At 64.5% G+C, this 18,350-nt stretch carries 18 protein-coding genes; 15 read left to right on the forward strand and 3 right to left on the reverse strand.

Going from position 1 to position 18,350, the window contains the following annotated elements:
- Window positions 1–2: 2 nt before the first annotated feature.
- From ACZ5MJ_RS31185 to ACZ5MJ_RS31195, 3 genes are all read right to left on the reverse strand, one after another.
- Complete coding sequence (locus ACZ5MJ_RS31185; RefSeq protein ID WP_464224901.1) at window positions 3–725, reverse strand: maleate cis-trans isomerase family protein; 723 nt, start codon at window positions 723–725, stop codon at window positions 3–5.
- A gap of 71 nt (window positions 726–796) precedes the next feature.
- Window positions 797–2,134, reverse strand: a complete 1,338-nt coding sequence (locus ACZ5MJ_RS31190; RefSeq protein ID WP_464224904.1) for an MFS transporter — start codon at window positions 2,132–2,134, stop codon at window positions 797–799.
- A 460-nt stretch (window positions 2,135–2,594) separates the two neighbouring features.
- Entirely contained in the window at window positions 2,595–3,248 is a 654-nt protein-coding gene (locus ACZ5MJ_RS31195; RefSeq protein ID WP_464224906.1) for a TetR/AcrR family transcriptional regulator, read from the reverse strand.
- 237 nt (window positions 3,249–3,485) lie between these two features.
- On the opposite strand from ACZ5MJ_RS31195, the gene ACZ5MJ_RS31200 reads away from it, so the two are divergent.
- The 15 genes from ACZ5MJ_RS31200 (at window position 3,486) to ACZ5MJ_RS31270 (ending at window position 18,329) form a co-directional block, all read left to right on the forward strand.
- Complete coding sequence (locus ACZ5MJ_RS31200; RefSeq protein WP_464224908.1) at window positions 3,486–4,754, forward strand: aromatic ring-hydroxylating oxygenase subunit alpha; 1,269 nt, start codon at window positions 3,486–3,488, stop codon at window positions 4,752–4,754.
- A 15-nt stretch (window positions 4,755–4,769) separates the two neighbouring features.
- On the forward strand, window positions 4,770–5,156 hold the full coding sequence (locus ACZ5MJ_RS31205) for a hypothetical protein (RefSeq protein WP_464224910.1): 387 nt from the start codon (window positions 4,770–4,772) through the stop codon (window positions 5,154–5,156).
- A gap of 26 nt (window positions 5,157–5,182) precedes the next feature.
- A complete protein-coding gene (locus tag ACZ5MJ_RS31210; protein WP_464224912.1) occupies window positions 5,183–5,608 on the forward strand; it encodes a cupin domain-containing protein in 426 nt (141 codons plus the stop codon).
- Window positions 5,605–5,985 (forward strand): cupin domain-containing protein, encoded by a 381-nt coding sequence (locus ACZ5MJ_RS31215; RefSeq protein WP_464224914.1) that lies wholly within the window; start codon window positions 5,605–5,607, stop codon window positions 5,983–5,985. The genes ACZ5MJ_RS31210 and ACZ5MJ_RS31215 overlap by 4 nt, the downstream gene beginning before the upstream one ends.
- A complete protein-coding gene (locus ACZ5MJ_RS31220; RefSeq protein ID WP_464224916.1) occupies window positions 5,982–7,217 on the forward strand; it encodes an NAD(P)/FAD-dependent oxidoreductase in 1,236 nt (411 codons plus the stop codon). The genes ACZ5MJ_RS31215 and ACZ5MJ_RS31220 overlap by 4 nt, the downstream gene beginning before the upstream one ends.
- Entirely contained in the window at window positions 7,214–7,768 is a 555-nt protein-coding gene (locus tag ACZ5MJ_RS31225; RefSeq protein WP_464224918.1) for a nuclear transport factor 2 family protein, read from the forward strand. Before ACZ5MJ_RS31220 ends, ACZ5MJ_RS31225 begins: the two co-directional genes overlap by 4 nt.
- 37 nt (window positions 7,769–7,805) lie before the next feature.
- The gene (locus ACZ5MJ_RS31230; protein WP_464224920.1) at window positions 7,806–8,180 is read left to right on the forward strand and encodes a non-heme iron oxygenase ferredoxin subunit; all 375 of its coding nucleotides are present in this window, start codon (window positions 7,806–7,808) and stop codon (window positions 8,178–8,180) included.
- A complete protein-coding gene (locus ACZ5MJ_RS31235) occupies window positions 8,177–9,226 on the forward strand; it encodes an asparaginase (protein WP_464224922.1) in 1,050 nt (349 codons plus the stop codon). Before ACZ5MJ_RS31230 ends, ACZ5MJ_RS31235 begins: the two co-directional genes overlap by 4 nt.
- A gap of 31 nt (window positions 9,227–9,257) precedes the next feature.
- The gene (locus ACZ5MJ_RS31240; protein ID WP_464224923.1) at window positions 9,258–10,172 is read left to right on the forward strand and encodes a dioxygenase family protein; all 915 of its coding nucleotides are present in this window, start codon (window positions 9,258–9,260) and stop codon (window positions 10,170–10,172) included.
- 232 nt (window positions 10,173–10,404) lie between these two features.
- Window positions 10,405–11,448, forward strand: coding sequence for a porin (locus ACZ5MJ_RS31245; protein WP_464224925.1), 1,044 nt, complete (start codon window positions 10,405–10,407; stop codon window positions 11,446–11,448).
- 65 nt (window positions 11,449–11,513) lie between these two features.
- Entirely contained in the window at window positions 11,514–12,119 is a 606-nt protein-coding gene (gene maiA / locus ACZ5MJ_RS31250) for a maleylacetoacetate isomerase (protein WP_464224928.1), read from the forward strand.
- A 617-nt stretch (window positions 12,120–12,736) separates the two neighbouring features.
- Window positions 12,737–13,714 (forward strand): LysR family transcriptional regulator, encoded by a 978-nt coding sequence (locus ACZ5MJ_RS31255; protein WP_464224930.1) that lies wholly within the window; start codon window positions 12,737–12,739, stop codon window positions 13,712–13,714.
- A gap of 323 nt (window positions 13,715–14,037) precedes the next feature.
- A complete protein-coding gene (locus tag ACZ5MJ_RS31260) occupies window positions 14,038–15,378 on the forward strand; it encodes an MFS transporter (RefSeq protein WP_464224932.1) in 1,341 nt (446 codons plus the stop codon).
- Between the two features lie 45 nt (window positions 15,379–15,423).
- A complete protein-coding gene (locus ACZ5MJ_RS31265) occupies window positions 15,424–16,902 on the forward strand; it encodes an amidohydrolase (protein WP_464224934.1) in 1,479 nt (492 codons plus the stop codon).
- Entirely contained in the window at window positions 16,899–18,329 is a 1,431-nt protein-coding gene (locus ACZ5MJ_RS31270; protein ID WP_464224937.1) for a M20 family metallopeptidase, read from the forward strand. The genes ACZ5MJ_RS31265 and ACZ5MJ_RS31270 overlap by 4 nt, the downstream gene beginning before the upstream one ends.
- The last annotated feature ends 21 nt before the right edge of the window (window positions 18,330–18,350 follow it).

The following is an 18,350-nucleotide window of genomic DNA, read 5'->3' on the forward strand; positions in this document are numbered from 1 at the left end:
CGCTATGTGCCCTTGTCGAAATTGCCCGCCAGCAGGCTGCCGAATCCCGTGGGGCGATCCGCCAGGCCGAGCGTGCGCAAGCAGTGCCAGAGCAGGGCCTGGTTGCTGGTGATGACCGGTTTGCCGGTTCGCTCGATGTCCTCGATGACGTCGCTCACCTGTATGCCGGCGCAGCTGATCAATATCGCATCGGCGTTGTCGGTATCGAGTTGCCGCGCCAGGTCAGCCCAGTGCGAGGCAGGAAACGAGCCCTGCTGAATGGGCGTGGAACAAGGGTCCGCGATTTCGCGGACGACCTCGACACCGTGTCGGGCGAGGAACGCGATTTCCATCTCGACCACCTCGCGCGGATAGGGTGTCATCAGTGCGACACGGCCCGCGCCAACCGCATGCAAGGCGGCGAGAATGGCGTCGGTGGTGGTGACCGAGCGGATGCCCGTTGCGGCAAAGATGCGCTGGTTGAGGACTTGCGCCCCCACTGCCATGCTCGCTGCCGTGCAATTCATGGCGATCAGGCTGACCCCGGCGGTGGCCAGCAGCTCGGCGTGGGACTCCACATCGGCGACAACGGCCTTGTCGCTTTCCAGCGAGGTGCGCGCGAACGGCATGCGCGTAGTCACGAACTGCACGCCGGGTGGCGCCATCCTCTGCACTTCGAAGTCGCACAGGCCGCCGGACGGGTAAAGGTGGCCAATGCGTGCCAGATAGCCAAAGCCAAGACTCATGCTGCTTTCCTGTTGATAGAGGCGGCCGGCACCGTCGCGTGCGCAAGCGATGCCGGCCAGTTTCCGGGGCGTTACTTCGTTCCTCGGGCGTGCTTCACATGCTCGGGTGTCGGCGCGATGTACACCGCCAGCGCCGCCAATACCGCGGCTGCCGAGAACATGACAAAGTTCCACACCGGATTCACGCTCAGCCCCGCCATATAGCCGCCCAGCACCGGACCCGTCATGGCACCGAAGCGGCCGACGCCAACCGCCCAGCCGGTCGCGGAAGCGCGGGCATGCGGTGCATAGTAGTTCGCGATATAGCCCAGCAGCACCAGCGCCACGGCAATGCTGCCGAAGCCGGCGAGCGCGACCAGTACATAGTTGACCAGCAACACATTCTTTTGCGAGAGCGCGAAGATCGACACGGCCCCGACCAGGAAACTGGCTGCGATGGTCTTGCGCGGTCCAAAGTAATCGGCGATCCGTCCGATCATCACGCCGCCGATTGCCGCGGCCACGTTGAAGACCGCGAAGAAGGACAGGCTGGAGCCAAGGTCGTAGCCACTCTTGCGCATGATCTGCGGCAGCCAAGTGCCGAGGCCATAGACCACCGTGATCGCCATGAATTGCGCTGCCCACAGGCAGATCGTCCCGAACGCGTTCTTGCGCGAGAAGACCTCGGTGAACACGTCTTTCAAGGGTGTGCGTGGCGTGTCGTCGTGCGCTGGCGTGGTGGGCCCGGAGGGCGCAGAAGGCGCCTCTACACCGAGACGCTGGGCGAGCGCCTGGGCCTCGCGATGCCGGCGCTTGCCGACGAGGAACTCCAGCGATTCCGGCAGCCATAGCATCAGGACCGGAATGAGCAGCAGCGGCAGCGCGCCGATGGCCACGATGGCGCGCCATCCGTATTGCTCCATGTACGCCATGCCGGCCAGTGCCGAGACCACCGCGCCGATCGGGTAGCCCGAATACATCAGTGCGAAATTCAGGTTGCGGCGCCAGGGCGGCGAGTATTCCACCGTGAGGGCGGCGGCGACCGAGATGACACCGCCCAGGCCGAGTCCGCCGATGCCGCGGATCAGGGCAAAGATTGCCGGCGTCGGGGCCCAGACCGCTGCCAGCATCGACAGCGAGAACAGCGCCACGCAAGCGATCAGGAGCTTTTTCCGGCCCGCGAGGTCGCTGAGCGGGCTGATAAGGTAGGCGCCGAACAAGGTGCCAACGAGCGCGGCGCTGCTCATCTGGCCGAGTTCGAGGGGTGTCAGCTTCCACTGCGGATCGTTGATCAGCGCCGGGACGATCGTTCCCATCACGCCAATGTCGTAGCCCTCAGAGAGGATGGCGCCCCAACAGAGGAGCAGGACGAGATTGGTGGTCCGCTGGGGCACGGATCGGGTGGTTTCGGAAGTACCAACTGCATGCATGGCGAAGACTCCAGGGGCGGCTTGGATGGGGCGATAGCTGCCGGCAGGTGGTGCGGCAGGCCTTCATGAGTGGCAGGCGAATAAATAGTAGTATTCGTTTATATGCGTGCGGCATCAGGACATACCCTAGGCGCAGGCAGAGCAGCCCGTCATCACCGCGTTGGACGTCACGCCCGGGTGTCGCCTGGGGCAGTTCTCCACACGCAGCTTGCAAGAGCAATGCCGGCGCGTTGCCGACTTTGGCGCTTCTAGTGGGAAATCGACGGAGTTTCAGGTGCGACTGACGTCCTTCCATGCCGGCAGTTGTCGGCCGGCACAGAAGAAGGATAGTGCTGCGGGGAGAGAAAGAATCAGGGCGCGAAGGGGAAGTGGAATGCGGGGCCGCGAGGTGCGGTGCGCGCTACCTGATGAGTATCATTTGTTATTCGAAAGGGGCCATCAGCCGACCCCCCTGGCGTGCTCAGGATGCCGCGGAGGTTGTCAGGTCCTTGCGCGAGCGTGTCGCGCGGCCCTTGCCGCGGGGCGCGGCTTCCCTGCTTTCCTCCGGCCCCAGCATCATGTCCGTCATCAGGGTGGCGATCGCCTCCAGGTCGCGCGTATCCCCGATGCGGCTGTTGATGGCGAAGCCGTCGTAGGCCATCCACAGGATGTGGGCCAGCAGCCGGTCCGAGGCCAGGTAGGCGCGCTCGGGCGGCAGGCTTTCCAGGACCAGTTCAGTGATCGCGACTTCGCACTGTTCCAGCAGGTTGTTGGGCTTGGGCGTGTCCTTGGGGGCACTGGCAAGCGCTTCGATCATGGCGTTGGCGAAGGAATGATCGGCGGCGGGAATGTCGCCCCACAGGCCGACAAGGATGCGCCGCAGCCGCGTGCGGGGCGTCGGGAACTTCTGTACAGCCTCGCGCAGGCTGTCTACGCGAGCGAGCAGCCACGGCGTATAGATCTCGTAAAAGATCAGCAGCTTGGAATCGAAGTACACGTACAGGTTGGCCACGGTCATGCCGGCCGCGCGCGCGATCTCCGACATCGTGGTCGCCGTATAGCCCTTGCGGCAGAACAGATCGAACGCCGCCGCGAGAATCGCCTCGCGCATCCCTGGTTTCTTGACTTGTGGCATTGCCCTTCCTTCCCGCCCGCTGCCGGGCCGTCTTCCCATCTGGCGTGTGTACCTGGTGCATCTGATGCCCCAACGTGGTTCGGTATTGTACCAAGGCGGGGCGCGAGTGACGACGGAGCTGCCTTGACGCGGGTCCCTGTTTTTTTGCCTTGACTTTTCCTCGCCTGAAAATAAAATGGCATTCATTATTTAACGGCGAGCCTATCGCCGGTGTCCCCATCCAGGAGGAGATGCGCAATGACATCGCAGCAGACGTTCTTCACTGACCGCTACCCGGAACTTGGCAAAGGTCCGGTCCCGGTCGAGCCTTATATCTCGCCCGAGTACTACGAGCGCGAAAAGGCCCAGATCTTCAAGAAGACCTGGCTGCAGGTCGGCCGCGTGGAAGAGATCCCCAATCCGGGCGACTACTTTGTCAAGGAACTGGCGGTGTGTGACACCGAGATCATCATCGTGCGCAACAAGCAGGGTCAGATCCGCGCCATGCATAACGTCTGCGCGCACCGCCTGAACCAGGTCGTCTATGAGAAGTGCGGCAATACGCGCAAGTTCTTCTGCAAGTTCCATGGCTGGGCCTATGACCTCGACGGCCGCCTGACCGGCGTGCCGGAGGAGGGCTGCTTCTTCGACATGCAGCGCGAAGACTACGGCCTTTCGCAAGTCTCATGCGACGTCTGGCAGGGCTTCATCTTCGTCAATATGCAAGCCAAGCCGGCACAGTCGCTGGCCGAGTTCATGAAACCGGTCTATGGCGATGTGGAGGGTTATCCGTTCGACAAGCTGACTTGCGCGTTCCAGTGGACCAGCGTTGTCAACTGCAACTGGAAGCTCGCCCTCGATGCTTTCCAGGAGGCGTATCACGTTGCCTACGTCCACGGTAATTCCATCGCGGATGCAATCGACAAGAGCGATGGCGGCAGCATGCGGCCACTGGACGTCGTCTGCGGGGACCTGCACCGGCGCCTGTCGCTGGCGGGGAACCAGAAGTCGGTCTACGGCAACCCGAAGGCCGTGACCAGCGGCGGCACAGCGGCGGCGGAAGCCCTGGCGGAATCCGCGGCATCGCGCCCGATCGCAGCCGCGGCCTTGCGCGCCGGCATGGGCAGCGCCAGGCACGAGTTTCCGCTGGATGCTCTGCCCAAGGGCGTCAACTGGACCCAGAGCAAGAACTGGCTGTTCGACATCAACGTCATCTTCCCGGACTTCTACGTCTCATTGCGGCCCAACTATTACCAGGCCTACACCTTCCGCCCGATCGCGCACAACAAGATGCTGTTCGAGGGGCGCGTGTACTACCCGGAGATGACCACCGCCGGCGGGCGCTTCTTCCTCGAATACATGAAGGTCGCCCTGCGCGACGTACTGCTGGAGGACATGAGCACGCTGGAGCGTACCCAGGCAGCGGCGGAAACCGGCGCCAAGACGCACATGATCCTGCAGGACAGCGAAATCCTGGTTCGTCACGGCGCCCACGTGGTCGACCGCCTGGTCGGCGCTGAGCAATAAGACACGGAGGAAGTCATGGAAGAAAAGATCATCAATATCGGCGGCCTGCAGACGCCACGCACGGCGGCCCTGCCCGAGCGCTTTGCGCACCTGAACGCGATCGCGCACTGGAGCCTGCCGACCGAAACCGCGCGCAATATCCAGCGCCACCGGGCCTCGATGGAAGAGATCCGCGCCTTTGCGCAGACCATGCTGAGTGAGCTGGACGCGATTACTGCGTACCTGGACACCTTCGAACCCGGCGCGATGCCGGCGCAGGCCCAGGCGCTGATGAACCTGCTGCTGTCGCTGGCGGAGGTGGCGCCGGCCATCGAGTTCTACCGGCAACAGGCGGTGATCGATGGCTTCGATCCGCGCCGCTTCGTGGCCGACGAGGCCTTCAAGCTGGCCCCGGCGCTTTGATCGCCCCAGTCGCAGAGGAGTCCATCATGCCGAAATGCCGAGTGTTTGCCATCGACAACAACCTGAAGGAAGTGGTTGCCGATGGCCTGTACATGAAACATATGTTTGGCGAAACGGTCAGCGTTGCCGTCGTCAAGTTCGTCGAGACCGCCGGCAGGGACCTGCCAGCGAAATCCCACCAGCATGGCGAGGAAGCGTCGCTGCAGTTCTCGGGAGCCTGCTCCGTATTCGAAGGGCTGGGCGCAGCCGGCGACCACGAGACCGTCATGGAGCAGGGCGATGCGCTGCTGATCCCGGCCGGCCTGATGCACTACGGCAGCAACCGCTTCGCGCCCGCCGGCGTCAGCATGCGGCTGAACGTCGTAACACCCGCCCGCAAGGAGTATGGCGCCGAGGATACGGTGCCTTACTACCCGCTGGCCGACCGGGGAGAGCAGGGAGAGCGGGCATGAGCGCACAGGAACATTCTGACGCCGGGGCAAGCAACAGCCAGCCGCTTTGCCGCCGCGTGGCGGCCGGGCCTTCGACTTCGACCGGACCGGCGCGCCATGAAACCCGCGGCGACGCCTTCGACATCGCCATCCATGTGCTCAGCCAGGGCCAGACACTGAGCGCTGCGGCCGGTCAGGCGGGCGAGGAAGTGGCTGCGGTGCTGGAAGGCGCATTCACGATCGAGGCCGCCGGCGAGACTTATCGCCTGGCGAAAGGGGAGGGCATCATCATCCCCAGTGCCGAGCCCCGCCGCTGGACCTGCGACACCGAGGGCGGGCGCCTGTATCGCGTCATCAACCGCACCTCACTGGGCGCCCAAGCCGGAGCCGTGGCATGAACACGCCCGAACACATCGTCATCGTGGGTGCTGGCCATGCCGGCGGCCGCGTCGCACAACACTTGCGCGCGCTGGGCTACGTCCAGCGCCTTACCCTCGTGGGAGACGAGCCGCACGCTCCGTACGAGCGGCCGGCATTGTCGAAGGAGCTGCTCAAGGGCGAGCGCTCCGTGGCGGAGCTCGTGCTGGGCCCTTCCGATTTCTGGATGGATGGCAGCGCGGTCGAACATGTGCGCGGACGCGCGAGCGCGCTGGACGCCGAGGCCAGGCTGTTGACCCTGGACGACGGCAGCACGATCGGCTTTGACCGGCTGGTCGTTGCGACCGGCGGGCGCGCACGTGCGCTCGACATTCCGGGGGCGGACCTGCCGGGTGTTGTCACCTTGCGCACCATCGACGACAGCCTTGCGTTGCGCGAGACGCTTGCGCCCCGCCGGCGCGTGGCGATCGTCGGGGCCGGCGTGATCGGCATGGAAGTGGCCGCCAGCGCCAGGGCGCTTGGGGCAGACGTGACCGTGCTCGAGGCAGGGCATCGCATTCTCGCGCGTTGCCTGCCGCCCGCGGCTTCGGAATGGCTGCATGGCTTGCACACGGGCAACGGCACGCGCATCGAGACCGGCGTGCAGGTCAGCCGCATCGAGCGCGACGGCACCGCCCTGCGTGTCCACGTCGCGCGCGATGACGAGAGCTGGGCCCAGGCCGCGGATATCGTGCTGGTGGCAGTGGGCATCGACAGCGGCGTGGATTTCCTCCAGGGCACCGGCATCGCCAGCGAGCATGGCGTTCCGGTGGGTGCGGATTGCCGCAGCCCCGTCGCGCCGTGGTGCTTTGCCGCGGGCGATGTGGCGCTGACCTACAGCCCGTTGTACCAGCGCGCCGTGCGGCAGGAGACCTGGCGCAACGCCGAGAACCAGGCACAAGCCGTGGCCGGCTTCATCCTGGGCCGTACCGAGCCGTACGTCGAGGTCCCATGGATGTGGACCGACCAGTTCGGGCACAACATCCAGGTCGTCGGGCAACCCGGCGACGCCGACGAGATCGTTGTGCGCCACGGCGCGTCCGGCGCTCCCGCCACCATGCTGCTGCTGCGCGGCGAGCAAGTCGTTGGCGGTGTCCTGATCGACAACGGGCGCGAACGCAAGCACCTCGAAGCGCTGGTGCGCCACGGGGCGCGGGTCGAACGCAGCCGTCTCGCCGACACCGCGGTCCCGCTCAAGGCGCTGGCGTCATGAGCGCGCACACCATCGAACAGCGGCTGGCGCGGCTGGAGGCCGCCGAGGCGATCCGGGCCCTGAAGGCCCGCTATGCGTCCCTGGCCGATGCCAAATACCGGCCCGACTACACACGCGTCGCGGATGACGCCATGCGTGAAGTGGCGTGGGAACAGGCGCTGTGCTTTACCGACGACGCCGTCTGGGAGGGCGGGCGGGGATTCGGCGATTCGCTGCTGGGCCGGTCACAGCTGCACGACTGGTTCCAGCGTTCGCCCTGGTGTTTCGCCGCGCACTACTACGGCAGCCCGCAACTCGATATCGACGGTGATCGTGCGCAAGGCGTCTGGCGACTGTGGCAGCTGGCCTTGCGCGAAGACAACCACGATGCCGTCCTGCTGGCCGCTACCACGCGCGAGGACTACCGGCGCGACGCCGATGGCGGCTGGCGCTGCTGCCGCATGCGCTTTGAAGGGATTCACATGACATCGCTGGGGCAGGGTCCCATGCCGCTGGTGGCAACGCTGGCGGCGCTGGACACCAGGATGGCAGAGCGGGCGCGGCACGCGTGAGCGATGCGCCTGAATACAGGAAGGAGGAGGAAGCACCATGATTGCCGAGGAAGCAAATCCGGTCCGCGAGCCCCAGGCACGCGAAGACGTCATCCGCTGGTATCGCGCCGGCGAACCCGGTGCCTTGTTTGCCGCCGGCGATTGCCATGGCCTGGATGTGGACGGCCATCGCATCGGGCTGTTCAAGGTCGATGAAGCGGTCTATGCGCTGGATGACATCTGCACACACGGCAACGCGCTGCTGTCGGAGGGCGAAATGGACGGGCATGGCATTGAATGCCCCTTGCATGCCGGGCTGTTCGATGTACGAAACGGGCGCGCCATGTGCGCACCGTTGACCCGCGATGCGCGCTGCCATGCCGTGAAAGTCGAAGCCGGCGTGATCTATATTGCCGTGCCGGAGAAGTCATGAGCGCCGTCGCTGAAACGATTGCCATGTCCGCAGGCAACGCCGCGCGGCCGCGCATTGCCGTGATCGGCACTGGCGGTACGTTCGCGATGCATGCGCGGCACCGCTTCGACTGGGTGGAATACGGCGAGAGCGGCGTGGTCCATGCCATCGGGAAGTTGCTGGATGACCTCGGCAGCCTGGGGGAGGTGGCGGATGCGGTCGAACTGGTGCCAGTACCGTTCCGTGCGCTGGGCAGTACCGCCATCACGCCGGCGGACTGGCTGGCGCTGGCGCGCCTGATCGAGGACACCGCGCGGCGCGATCCGGGCCTGGCCGGGTTTGTGATCACACACGGTACCGCCACGCTGGAAGAGACCGCGTGGTTCCTCGACCTGGCGCTCACGCTCGACCAGCCCATCGTGATCACGGGCGCGCAGCGTCCGGCGAATACCGCTGGCAGCGATGTGCCGGCCAACCTGCGGGCCGCGCTCGCGGTGGCGCAGTCCGGGTCGGCGCGCGGCGCCGGCGTGCTGGTGGTGATGGACGGACATATTTTCGCCGCGCGGGACGTCACCAAGGCCGCAAGCTTCGATCTCAATGCCTTCGAGGCGCCGCCATTCGGCCCGCTCGGCCGCGTCGAGGCCAGCGGCGCGGTGACCATGCGGCGGCTGCCGGTGCGGCGCCGGGTCCTGCCCCCGTTCGACCTGGCGAACCTTGACACATTGCCACGGGTGGACATCGTCATGTCGTATGCCGGCGCCGACCGCACCGCGATCGATGCGCTGGTGGCTGCCGGCAGTGCGGGTCTTGTCAGCGCCGGACTGCCGCCTGGCCGGCCGGCGAATGCGCAAGCGCAGGGGCTTGCCGACGCCGTACGCGCCGGAACTACCGTGGTCCAGTCCACCCGCGCAGCGCGCGGCATGGTGCCGCCGCAGGCGTTCCTGCGCGCTGCCGGCGTGTTGGCGGGCGGCGATCTGTCACCGCAGAAGCTGCGCATCCTGCTGATGCTGGCGCTGACGCAGACCCGCGATCCCGTGCTCCTGCAGCAGTGGCTGCTGGAAAACTGATTTCCCCCACAACACACATAAGGAGACAGCGATGTCCGAACTCGATATCCATCAACTGCTCGACCTGGTGAACACCCGTCAGGTGGAAACCGGCGACGCACGCGTGCGAGCCATCACCGCGCGCATTGTCAGCGACCTGTTCCACACCATCGACGAGTTCGACGTCAAGCCGGACGAATTCTGGGCCGCAACGAAGTGGCTGACCCGGCTGGGCCAGGCCGACATGGTCGGCCTCATTACCGCCGGACTGGGCTTCGACCGGCTGCTCGATATCCGCGAGGACGAGGCCGACCGCGCGGCCCGGCGCGCGCTGGGCACGCCGCGCGCGATCGAAGGCCCGCTCTATATTGCCGGCGCGCCGCTGCACCAGCACGAGGTGAAGCTGGATGCAGGCAACGAAGGCAAGGGCCAACCGCTAGTGATGGAGGGCCGCGTCCTCGACGTGCAGGGCAATCCTGTCCCGAACGCGGTGGTCGATGTCTGGCATTGCAACGAACTGGGCCGCTATTCCCATTTCGACCCGGATCAGCCGGACTATAACCTGCGCCGGCGCATCCAGGCCGACGCCGAGGGCGCCTACCGTTTCCGCAGCTTCCTCCCGCCGGGATACGCCATTCCGCCGGACAGCCCGGTCTCCGAACTCTTTGCACTGCTTGGCCGCCACGGGAACCGCCCGGCCCATATCCATTTCCTCGTCTCGGGCGGCGCAAAGCGTGCCCTGACCACGCAGATCAATATTCCGGGCGACACCTTCCTGGACGACGATTTTGCGTTCGCCACCCGCGACGGGCTGGTCGTTGAGCTGGAAACGGTGCAGAGCGCGGCAGGCTATGAATCCCTCGGTGTGCAGGCGCCATTCACCCGCGTTCGCTTCGATTTCCGCTTGCAGGACGTGCTCAACGAGGGCGAAGCCACGCCCGCCAGCCGCTACGCCAGGGCCGCGTGATTCATGCCATTCGGATAACGCTTCAACCGCTACCGTCATTCCCGCTAAAACCTTTTCAGTGCACGTAAGCGGGAATCCAGCGTCTCCAGGAGTCAAGGGTCCCCGCTTTCGCGGGGACGACGGTGGGTCGGCCTCTTGAGCAAAGCATCGACCACAGCACTGAGAAACAGGGAAACGCAAATTGACTAACTACGGGCGAACGTTACTTGCGGTCCTTTCGGCGGCCCCGCTGATGGCCGCCGCGCAATCGGTCACGATCTATGGAGTGGTCGATACCGGCGTGGAATATGTGAACAATATCGGCGCACCCAAGAGTAGCGTGGTGCGCATGCCAAGCCTGACAGGGACGGTGCCCTCACGGTGGGGAATGCGGGGCAGCGAAGACCTCGGCGGGGGGCTGAAAAGCATATTTGTGCTGGAGTCCGGCTTCGCTCCGGATTCCGGCGTGTCCAACCAGGGTGGCCGCCTGTTTGGCCGGCAAGCGCTGGTAGGCCTGTCGGGCAACTGGGGCCAGGTTGCGTTCGGTCGGCAGTACACCATGCTGTTCTGGGCCTTGCTCGATCCGGACATCCTTGGACCGAACGTCTACGGGTCCGCTTCGCTGGACAGCTATATCCCCAATACGCGCGCCGACAACGCCATCTCCTACAAGGGCACGTTTGGCGGACTGACGCTGGGCGCGACCTATAGCTTCGGTCGCGACACGGTCAACGCCGGACCGAGTCCCTCCGGCGCCAATTGCGCTGGCGAGAACGCGGCCGATCCGCGGGCATGCCGGGAATGGTCTGCCCTGCTGCAATACAGCACCGACTGGTGGGGCGTTGCCGCGGCCTACGATTCGCTGCGCGGTGGTCCCGGCGCGTTTGGCGGCCTGACCAGAAGTAGCTTCACCGACGATCGCCTGTCGCTCAATGGCTATATGATTCTCGCGAAGACCAAGCTGGGCCTGGGCTGGCTGCGTCGCGACAACGATAGCAGCCCGACACCGCGTAGCGATCTGTGGTATGCCGGCGCTGCCTATGACATCACGCCAGCGTTCACACTCGCCGGCCAGGTCTATTACCAGAGGTACCACCACAGCGACAACAAGGCCATGCTGTACGCATTGCGCGGCAGCTACGCTTTCTCCAAGCGCACCTCGGTGTACGCTACTGCCGGCTTTATCGACAACGGCGGTCAGCTTGCCGCGTCGGTCAGCGGCGGGCAAACCGGCTCCAATCCCGTACCCGGCGGCAATCAGTTCGGCACCATGATTGGCATCAAACACGTCTTCTAGACGCTGAGGCCTCGCCGCCCCACGGCACGCATGGAAGCCTCACTGAAAACGGCGCTGCGCAATTCATGAAACTATGCTCATTCCGACACAGCTCGGCAAGCCGGCGCGTACGCATCGCGACTGCGCTGAAGGGCGCTGACCTTGAATTTGTAGAAATCGACCTGTCTGCTGGTGAGCAGTTCAGTCATGAGTACCTGTCCGTCAACCCGCAAGGCTTGGTACCGGCGTTGATAACGGATGACGGGCTAGTGATGACGCAATCGCTTGCCATCATGGCTTGGTTGGATGCCAGGTTTCCAGAGCCAGTATTGCTTGGCTTGACCCAGGCATGCCGTGTGAAAATTCTGGAGTTCGTTAGTGTCATTGGCTGCGAGGTTCATCCACTTCAGGGGCTAAGGCTTTCGCGATGGCTTGACGAAGCCGGATCGCCACCGGAGGCCTTTTCGGTTATTGCCAGACGCGCCATATCCGATGGATTGGCGACTTGCGAGCATCTCGTTCATGGCGGAACCGAAAGGTTCTGCTTCTCCGACGAACCTTCGGCTGCGGATATCTGGCTGATTCCGCAGCTGAATAATGCAAGGCGGTTCGGCGTTGACCTTACCTCCTATCCGAGACTGGTCGGCATCGAACAGCGTTGCCTTGCATTGGCTGCGTTTCGCGACCCTTAACGTCCCTTAAGGAGCTCCGTGCGTCTCCGAGCAATGGCGCTCCAGGCAATAGCGGCCTGCGGCGGTGGAATGCTGCAGCATCGATTTCCGTCTGCAGGAGGATGCGCTGAGCGAGGACGAGGTCACGCCAGCCAGTCGCTATGTCATGTCGGGGGCGTGATCCCCTGCAAGCGGCCGTCATGAGCGAGGGGCACACCTGTCCGGACGCTGCTTGACGGCTGCCGTCGTATCCTCGTTGTGGTCGCCGCATGCCAGTTCTGGCCCCCTTGCGGCCCTGTCGCCATCCCCCTTCTGGCAACACCTTTCCCGGGCAGTGCACCGATTACCCTTCGTCCGCTGATTGCGCGGCGAAGCATCGGTGTGCGCCTGCCGTCGCTCAAGTGAATGTTCCAGTGGGCCTCTTCGGAGGCTCTTTGGCCTTGCCGGGCGGGCAGGGCCCCTCAGGACGGCGACGACAAAAGCCTGCGTGGAGAACAAGGTCGGGCGAGCGCTATTGGTGTTGCCGTTCACCGTTAGTTGCCGCCCTGTATGGCGTTGACGCCAGCCGGCCAGCCGTTGTGTTGGCGTACACTTTTGGTTGCCGTGATTCCCGCCCCCGGTCACACAGATACCTCATCATGAAGCTGCATCAGTTTCGCGCACTGGTTGCGATCGCCGATAGCGGCAGCATTCGAAATGCCGCCCGGAATACGGACTACTCACCCGCCGCAATCACCAAAGCTGTGCGTGAGCTGGAAGAGGAGGTCGGGGTTACCTTGATCGTCCGCGAGACCACGGGAATCACGCTGACACAAGCGGGCCAGGTCCTGCTCGAGCATGCGCGCTTCACCATGGGGGCTATCGCGCGCGCTCGCGATGAAATGGAGGCCTTCGTCAGTCAGCGTAAACGCACCCTCAAGGTCGCGGTGCCGTCATGGCTTGGCATGACACTGCTGGGGGAGATCATTGCCCGCTTTCAGACACGGATGCCAGAGACCCAGCTCGAGTTTTTCGAGAGCTTTCCGTCCCTGACCTTGCCAAAGCTGCGTGACGGTACCCTGGACCTGTCGATCGGGCGGTCTTATTCGCCGACGCCCGCCGAGTTCAGTCAGCTGTCGCTGTTCTCGACGGGATACGCCGTGGTGGCACGGGCGGGGCATCCATTGGCGTCATGCCGTTCGCTCCAGGAGCTTGCCAGTGCCAGCTGGATCCTCAGCCGCAACTACAAGGGTGAGGACGGCGCCTTCCAGGCTGCGTTCCAGGAGTATTGCGACCGTTACGCTCCCCGGATCCATATATCGCATTCGAGTGCCGTCGCAAACAGCCTGATCGCCAGGACGGACCTGCTCAGCCTGATGCCGTGGCCAATGGCAGAGCTGCTTGTCGCAAAGGATGGGCTGTGCGTGCTTCCGGTCCGGGATGCACTGGCCGATGCGGAAATCACGATCACCTACCGGCGCGGCGTTCCGCTCAGTGCGCCGGCGAAATGCTTTATCGAGGCGACGATAGCGGTGATCCGCGAGTCAGAGCATTCCACGGCCCCGGATAAACGCCGGTTCTTCCATACCGTGGAGTGCCTGCTCAAGGACAAGGACAGCATTCCGTCCGAAGGGTAGGAAAGGCAGGCCTTATTTCCCGAATTCCCCATCCCGCCATGCGCGAGCATTCATGCTCATCCCCATTCGGGTGCAGGCCAGACGGGTAAAGCGGCACCAGTCATGTGCCTGGGCCGGCGATATTCGCCGGGACCCGTGAGGCACATCGTTTCCCCCTTGAAGGGACAAGCACATCCAATAGCGTTTGGCAAGCCGGTGGGCAGGGTGCCCAGGCAAGCGTCCGGGCTTCAGGGAAGCCACCACGTTGACGTTATGAAAAACGAGGGCCACTATTTATTGCGTGGTGACGACAGTGTCATCACCAGATCAACACGGAGACAGATGTGCCCCAGGACGCAATCACAGCCGACACGGCGATCCGCAACAAGGCGAAGAGTTCATCCCGAGGAAGCATCATTGCGGTTGTGGCCGGCAATGCGCTCGAGTTCTACGACTTCACTGTTTATGCCTTTTTCGCCGTATTCATCGGCAAGGCATTCTTTCCTTCCTTCTCGCCCGCCAGTCAATTGATTGCATCGGTTGCCGTGTTCGGCGCCGGATTCGTCGCGCGGCCGCTCGGCGGGATCCTTATCGGCGCCTATGCGGACCGGGCCGGGCGCAAGGCCGCGCTGACCCTCACGATCGGCCTGATGGCCCTGGGTACGGCCATTATCGCGTTCACGCCGACATACCAGTCGATCGGGCTTGCTGCCCCCGTCCTGGTGGTCATTGGCCGCCTGCTGCAGGGCTTCTCCGCGGGCGGTGAAACCGGACCCGCCACGACCTACCTGCTTGAGATGGCATCGGAGGGCCGCCGGGGCTTCTATACCAGCTGGCAGCTTGCCACCCAAGGCATTGCCGCGTTGCTTGGCGGCCTGGTTGGCTACATCGTGTCCTCGGTGATGTCGGAAAGCGCGCTCGCAGCCTGGGGATGGCGGATTCCGTTTGTCGTCGGCCTGCTGATCGCCCCGGTTGGCCTGTATATCCGAAACAAGCTGCATGAGACGCTGGATGCCGAGAGCGCCGTCAAGGACACCGGCGAGCTGATCTCGACCATTGTCCGCGGCCATCTGCCCGATCTGCTGATCGCTTGCTGTGTGCTGATCGGCCCGACCGTGACCGTCTACATCGTCGGTCATTACATGACCTCGTATGGCATTCGCGTGCTGCACCTTCCCACGTCGACTTCCATGCTGGTGGGACTGATCACCGGAGCGGCAGGGCTCGTTACCTCGCTGTTCGCCGGTCTGCTCTACGACCGTTTCCCCCGGTCGAGGCTGATCGTGCTGCCGCAGTTCATCTCGGTGATCGCGATCCTGCCCGTCTTTTCCTGGGTGATCGAGCGTGGCACCGGCAGCGTGTTCCTGACCATGATCGCCATGCTGACCTTTTTCCGCGTGCTGATGGCGCCGTTTCATCTCTGCTTCATCCCGGAGATTTTTCCGAAGGCGGTTCGCAGCACCTGCGTATCGATCTGCTACAGCGTTCCCACCACGATCTTTGGCGGCAGTGCGCAACTGGTCGTCGCCTGGATGGCCAGCGTGTTCCCGAATCCCATGAGCCCCGCCTGGTACCTGGTGGCTACCAATGTCGTATCCCTCGTTGCGGTGCTCTGGCTGTATTTCCGTCGGAACCGGAAGGCAGAGGGATGCGCCGGCACGCTGGACCGGCCGGTCCGGGTCTGAATCCATATCAAGCAGGAGGCCCGGGGGATGGAGCGTTCAGGGAATATGCACGAGATTGACCAGGAAATCGCCGAGCGAATCGAGGCTTACCGTCCGCTTTGCTCGCATCTGAGTGATCGTCTTTGGGATTTCGCGGAAACGGCGTACGACGAGCATGAGTCGGTCGAACTCCAGGTCCGCGAACTCGAAGCCAACGGCTTTCGCGTGACGCGAGACGTGGCGGGGATTCCTACCGCGTTTATCGCGGAAGCGGGCAGCGAGGGGCCGGTCATTGGTTTCCTTGGCGAGTACGACGCACTGCCCCAACTGAGCCAGGAGGCGGACGCCACGGCGCGGGCGCCCCGCGTCGCCGCGGGAAACGGACACGGTTGCGGGCACAACCTGCTGGGTGGCGCCACGCTTCTGGCCGCCCTCGCGGTGAAAGACTGGCTGCAGAGCACCGGACGCCCCGGGCGGGTGCGGTACTACGGATGCCCGGCGGAAGAAGGTGGCGCCGGGAAGGTCTTCATGACCCGGGCCGGTGCCTTCGACGGACTCGACGCGGCCCTGACGTGGCATCCGGCCAGCATCCTTGCCATCGACGCGATGGCCACGCTTGCGACCATCCATGTCCGCTTCACGTTTTCCGGCGTAGCCGCGCACGCCGCGGCCGCTCCGCACCTCGGGCGCAGCGCTCTGGACGCAGTGACGCTGATGAACGTGGCGGCCAACTACCTCAGGGAACATATCCCTAGCGATGCACGGCTGCACTACGCCATCCACGATACCGGCGGCATGGCACCGAACGTGGTGCAGGCGAGGGCGGAGGTGGTTTACCAGCTTCGCTCCCCGGAGCTTGCCGTGGTGCAGTCGATCATGGAGCGCCTGCGCAAGATCGCGCAAGGCGCCGCCATGATGACCGGTACCTCGATGGCGTATCGCATTGAGCGGGCGATGTCCAATATGCGCCCCAACAATGTCTTGTCCGAGCTGATGTATGCGCGGATGCAGGCGCTCGGGCCCACGCCCTTCGACGACGCCGATCGCGCCTTCGCGGCCCGGATGCAGGCCGCCATTTCTCCGGAGGAAGCGAAGGCGAGCCTGCAGATATTCGGCGCCCAGCGGCTGTCGGGGGTGCTGCATGAGGGCGTGCTGCCGGCGGAGGTCATGCCGGCGGTGCTCAGTGCCTCGACGGATGTCGGCGACGTGAGCTGGGTTGTGCCGACGGCACGGTGCCTCGGCGCGTGCTTTGCGCTCGGTACGCCCTTCCATTCCTGGCAGCTTGTCGCACAGGGCAAGGCGTCCGTGGCCCACAAGGGCATGACCCACACGGCAAAGATCATGGCGGCAACCGCTGCCGGACTGTTTGCCGATCCGGAAACCCTCGCACGGGCACAGGAGGAGTTCCGGCAGGCAGCGGCCGGGCATCCGTACCAATGCGCGATTCCGGATGACGTCCGGCCACCCGTGGTCAAGCCTGCGGCCCGGCTACGCGGCACGATGCGTGGTGCCTTCCCGAATCAATATGCAGGAGTCAGCGCGTGAGAGCAGAAGGACAAGGACACACGGACCTCGTCGGCACCGTGATCGAGGCCAGGCGGGACACCTATGTCGCGCTGGCGGACCGTATCTGGGATCTTGCGGAGACGCGCTGGCAGGAATTTCAGTCGGTCGAGGCCCAGATTGAATTGCTTGAGCGCGAGGGCTTCCGCATCACGCGCAATCTTGGCGGGCTGCCCACCGCATTCATGGCGGAAGCCGGCGAGAGCGGTCCCGTTGCGGGGTTCCTGGGGGAGTACGACGCATTGTCGAACATGAGCCAGGAGCCGGGGGCCATCGAGGCACGCCATCTCTGCGAAGGGGCCAGCGGACATGGCTGCGGCCATCACTTGCTCGGGGTGGGCGCGATGCTCGCTGCCGTCGCCGCCCGGGATGGCAACGCCAGGCATGGCCGGGCGGGTATCGTTCGCTACTACGGTTGTCCGGCGGAAGAGGGCGGCGCAGGGAAGGCCTTTATGGCCCGGGAAGGTGTTTTCGACGATCTCGATTTTGCGTTGACCTGGCATCCGGGGCCGTTCTCCGGGATCTTCAAGTACAAAGCGCTCGCCGTCATCCAGGCCGCATCCCGTTTCTCGGGCATTGCGTCACACGCCGCGGCATCGCCGCACCTGGGCCGGAGCGCGCTCGATGCCGTCGAGCTGATGAACGTCGGGGTGAATTTCCTGCGCGAGCACATGCCCCAGGAGGCCAGGGTGCATTACGCGATCACCGATGCGGGCGGCAAGGCGCCCAATGTCGTGCAGGAGAAGGCAGAGGTGCTCTATGTCGTGCGCGCGCCGGATATCGTGGGGGCGCGTGAGCTGTTCGAGCGCGTCCGGCAGATCGCTGAGGCGGCGGCATTAATGACCGAGACGTCCGTCACGATGGAGTTTGACCGGGCCTGTTCGGATGTCATTCGCAACGGCGTTATCGAGAACCTGATGATGCGCAATCTCGAGGCGCTGGGCAGTCCGCCTTTTGACGAGTCCGACCACGCCTTTGCCGCGCGGCTGGAAGCCAGTTTCACCGCCGAGGATCTGCGTGAGTGCATGGCTTCATATAACGGCCCGGCGAACGCCCACGGGCTGTGGCAGGCGCCGCTTGCCCTGGCAGGCGAGCCTGGCACCTTGACGGGGTCCAGCGATGTGGGCGACGTGAGCTGGATTGCGCCGACGACCCAGTACCTCGGCGCTTGCTACGCCGTGGGAACCCATATGCACACCTGGCAGCTGGTTGCCCAGGGCAAGCTGCCGGCTGCCCATAAGGGAATGCTGCACGCTGCCAAGGTCATGGCGGCGACCGCCCTGGACATGTTCCATCATCCGGAGTGGATTGCCGAAGCAAAGGCTGAGCACCGGTGGCGCACTGGTGGGCGCAGCTACGTCAGCCCGATTCCGCCGGACGTTATTGCGGCGCCACTACGCGGCCGCTGAGTTGGCCTGGTTCTCTGATAT

It is taken from the genome of Cupriavidus sp. LA-1, from assembly GCF_055385985.1.

Bases quoted from the DNA above. Each gene is read 5' to 3' on its own strand.
- ACZ5MJ_RS31255 (WP_464224930.1), top strand. From the start codon at position 12,737: ATGAAGCTGCATCAGTTTCGCGCACTGGTTGCGATCGCCGATAGCGGC.
- ACZ5MJ_RS31210 (WP_464224912.1), top strand. From the start codon at position 5,183: ATGCCGAAATGCCGAGTGTTTGCCATCGACAACAACCTGAAGGAAGTG.
- ACZ5MJ_RS31245 (WP_464224925.1), top strand. From the start codon at position 10,405: ATGGCCGCCGCGCAATCGGTCACGATCTATGGAGTGGTCGATACCGGC.
- ACZ5MJ_RS31220 (WP_464224916.1), top strand. From the start codon at position 5,982: ATGAACACGCCCGAACACATCGTCATCGTGGGTGCTGGCCATGCCGGC.
- ACZ5MJ_RS31215 (WP_464224914.1), top strand. From the start codon at position 5,605: ATGAGCGCACAGGAACATTCTGACGCCGGGGCAAGCAACAGCCAGCCG.
- ACZ5MJ_RS31185 (WP_464224901.1), bottom strand. From the start codon at position 725: ATGAGTCTTGGCTTTGGCTATCTGGCACGCATTGGCCACCTTTACCCG.
- ACZ5MJ_RS31240 (WP_464224923.1), top strand. From the start codon at position 9,258: ATGTCCGAACTCGATATCCATCAACTGCTCGACCTGGTGAACACCCGT.
- ACZ5MJ_RS31205 (WP_464224910.1), top strand. From the start codon at position 4,770: ATGGAAGAAAAGATCATCAATATCGGCGGCCTGCAGACGCCACGCACG.
- ACZ5MJ_RS31230 (WP_464224920.1), top strand. From the start codon at position 7,806: ATGATTGCCGAGGAAGCAAATCCGGTCCGCGAGCCCCAGGCACGCGAA.
- ACZ5MJ_RS31195 (WP_464224906.1), bottom strand. From the start codon at position 3,248: ATGCCACAAGTCAAGAAACCAGGGATGCGCGAGGCGATTCTCGCGGCG.
- ACZ5MJ_RS31190 (WP_464224904.1), bottom strand. From the start codon at position 2,134: ATGCATGCAGTTGGTACTTCCGAAACCACCCGATCCGTGCCCCAGCGG.
- ACZ5MJ_RS31235 (WP_464224922.1), top strand. From the start codon at position 8,177: ATGAGCGCCGTCGCTGAAACGATTGCCATGTCCGCAGGCAACGCCGCG.
- ACZ5MJ_RS31225 (WP_464224918.1), top strand. From the start codon at position 7,214: ATGAGCGCGCACACCATCGAACAGCGGCTGGCGCGGCTGGAGGCCGCC.
- ACZ5MJ_RS31200 (WP_464224908.1), top strand. From the start codon at position 3,486: ATGACATCGCAGCAGACGTTCTTCACTGACCGCTACCCGGAACTTGGC.
- ACZ5MJ_RS31265 (WP_464224934.1), top strand. From the start codon at position 15,424: ATGCACGAGATTGACCAGGAAATCGCCGAGCGAATCGAGGCTTACCGT.
- maiA (WP_464224928.1), top strand. From the start codon at position 11,514: ATGAAACTATGCTCATTCCGACACAGCTCGGCAAGCCGGCGCGTACGC.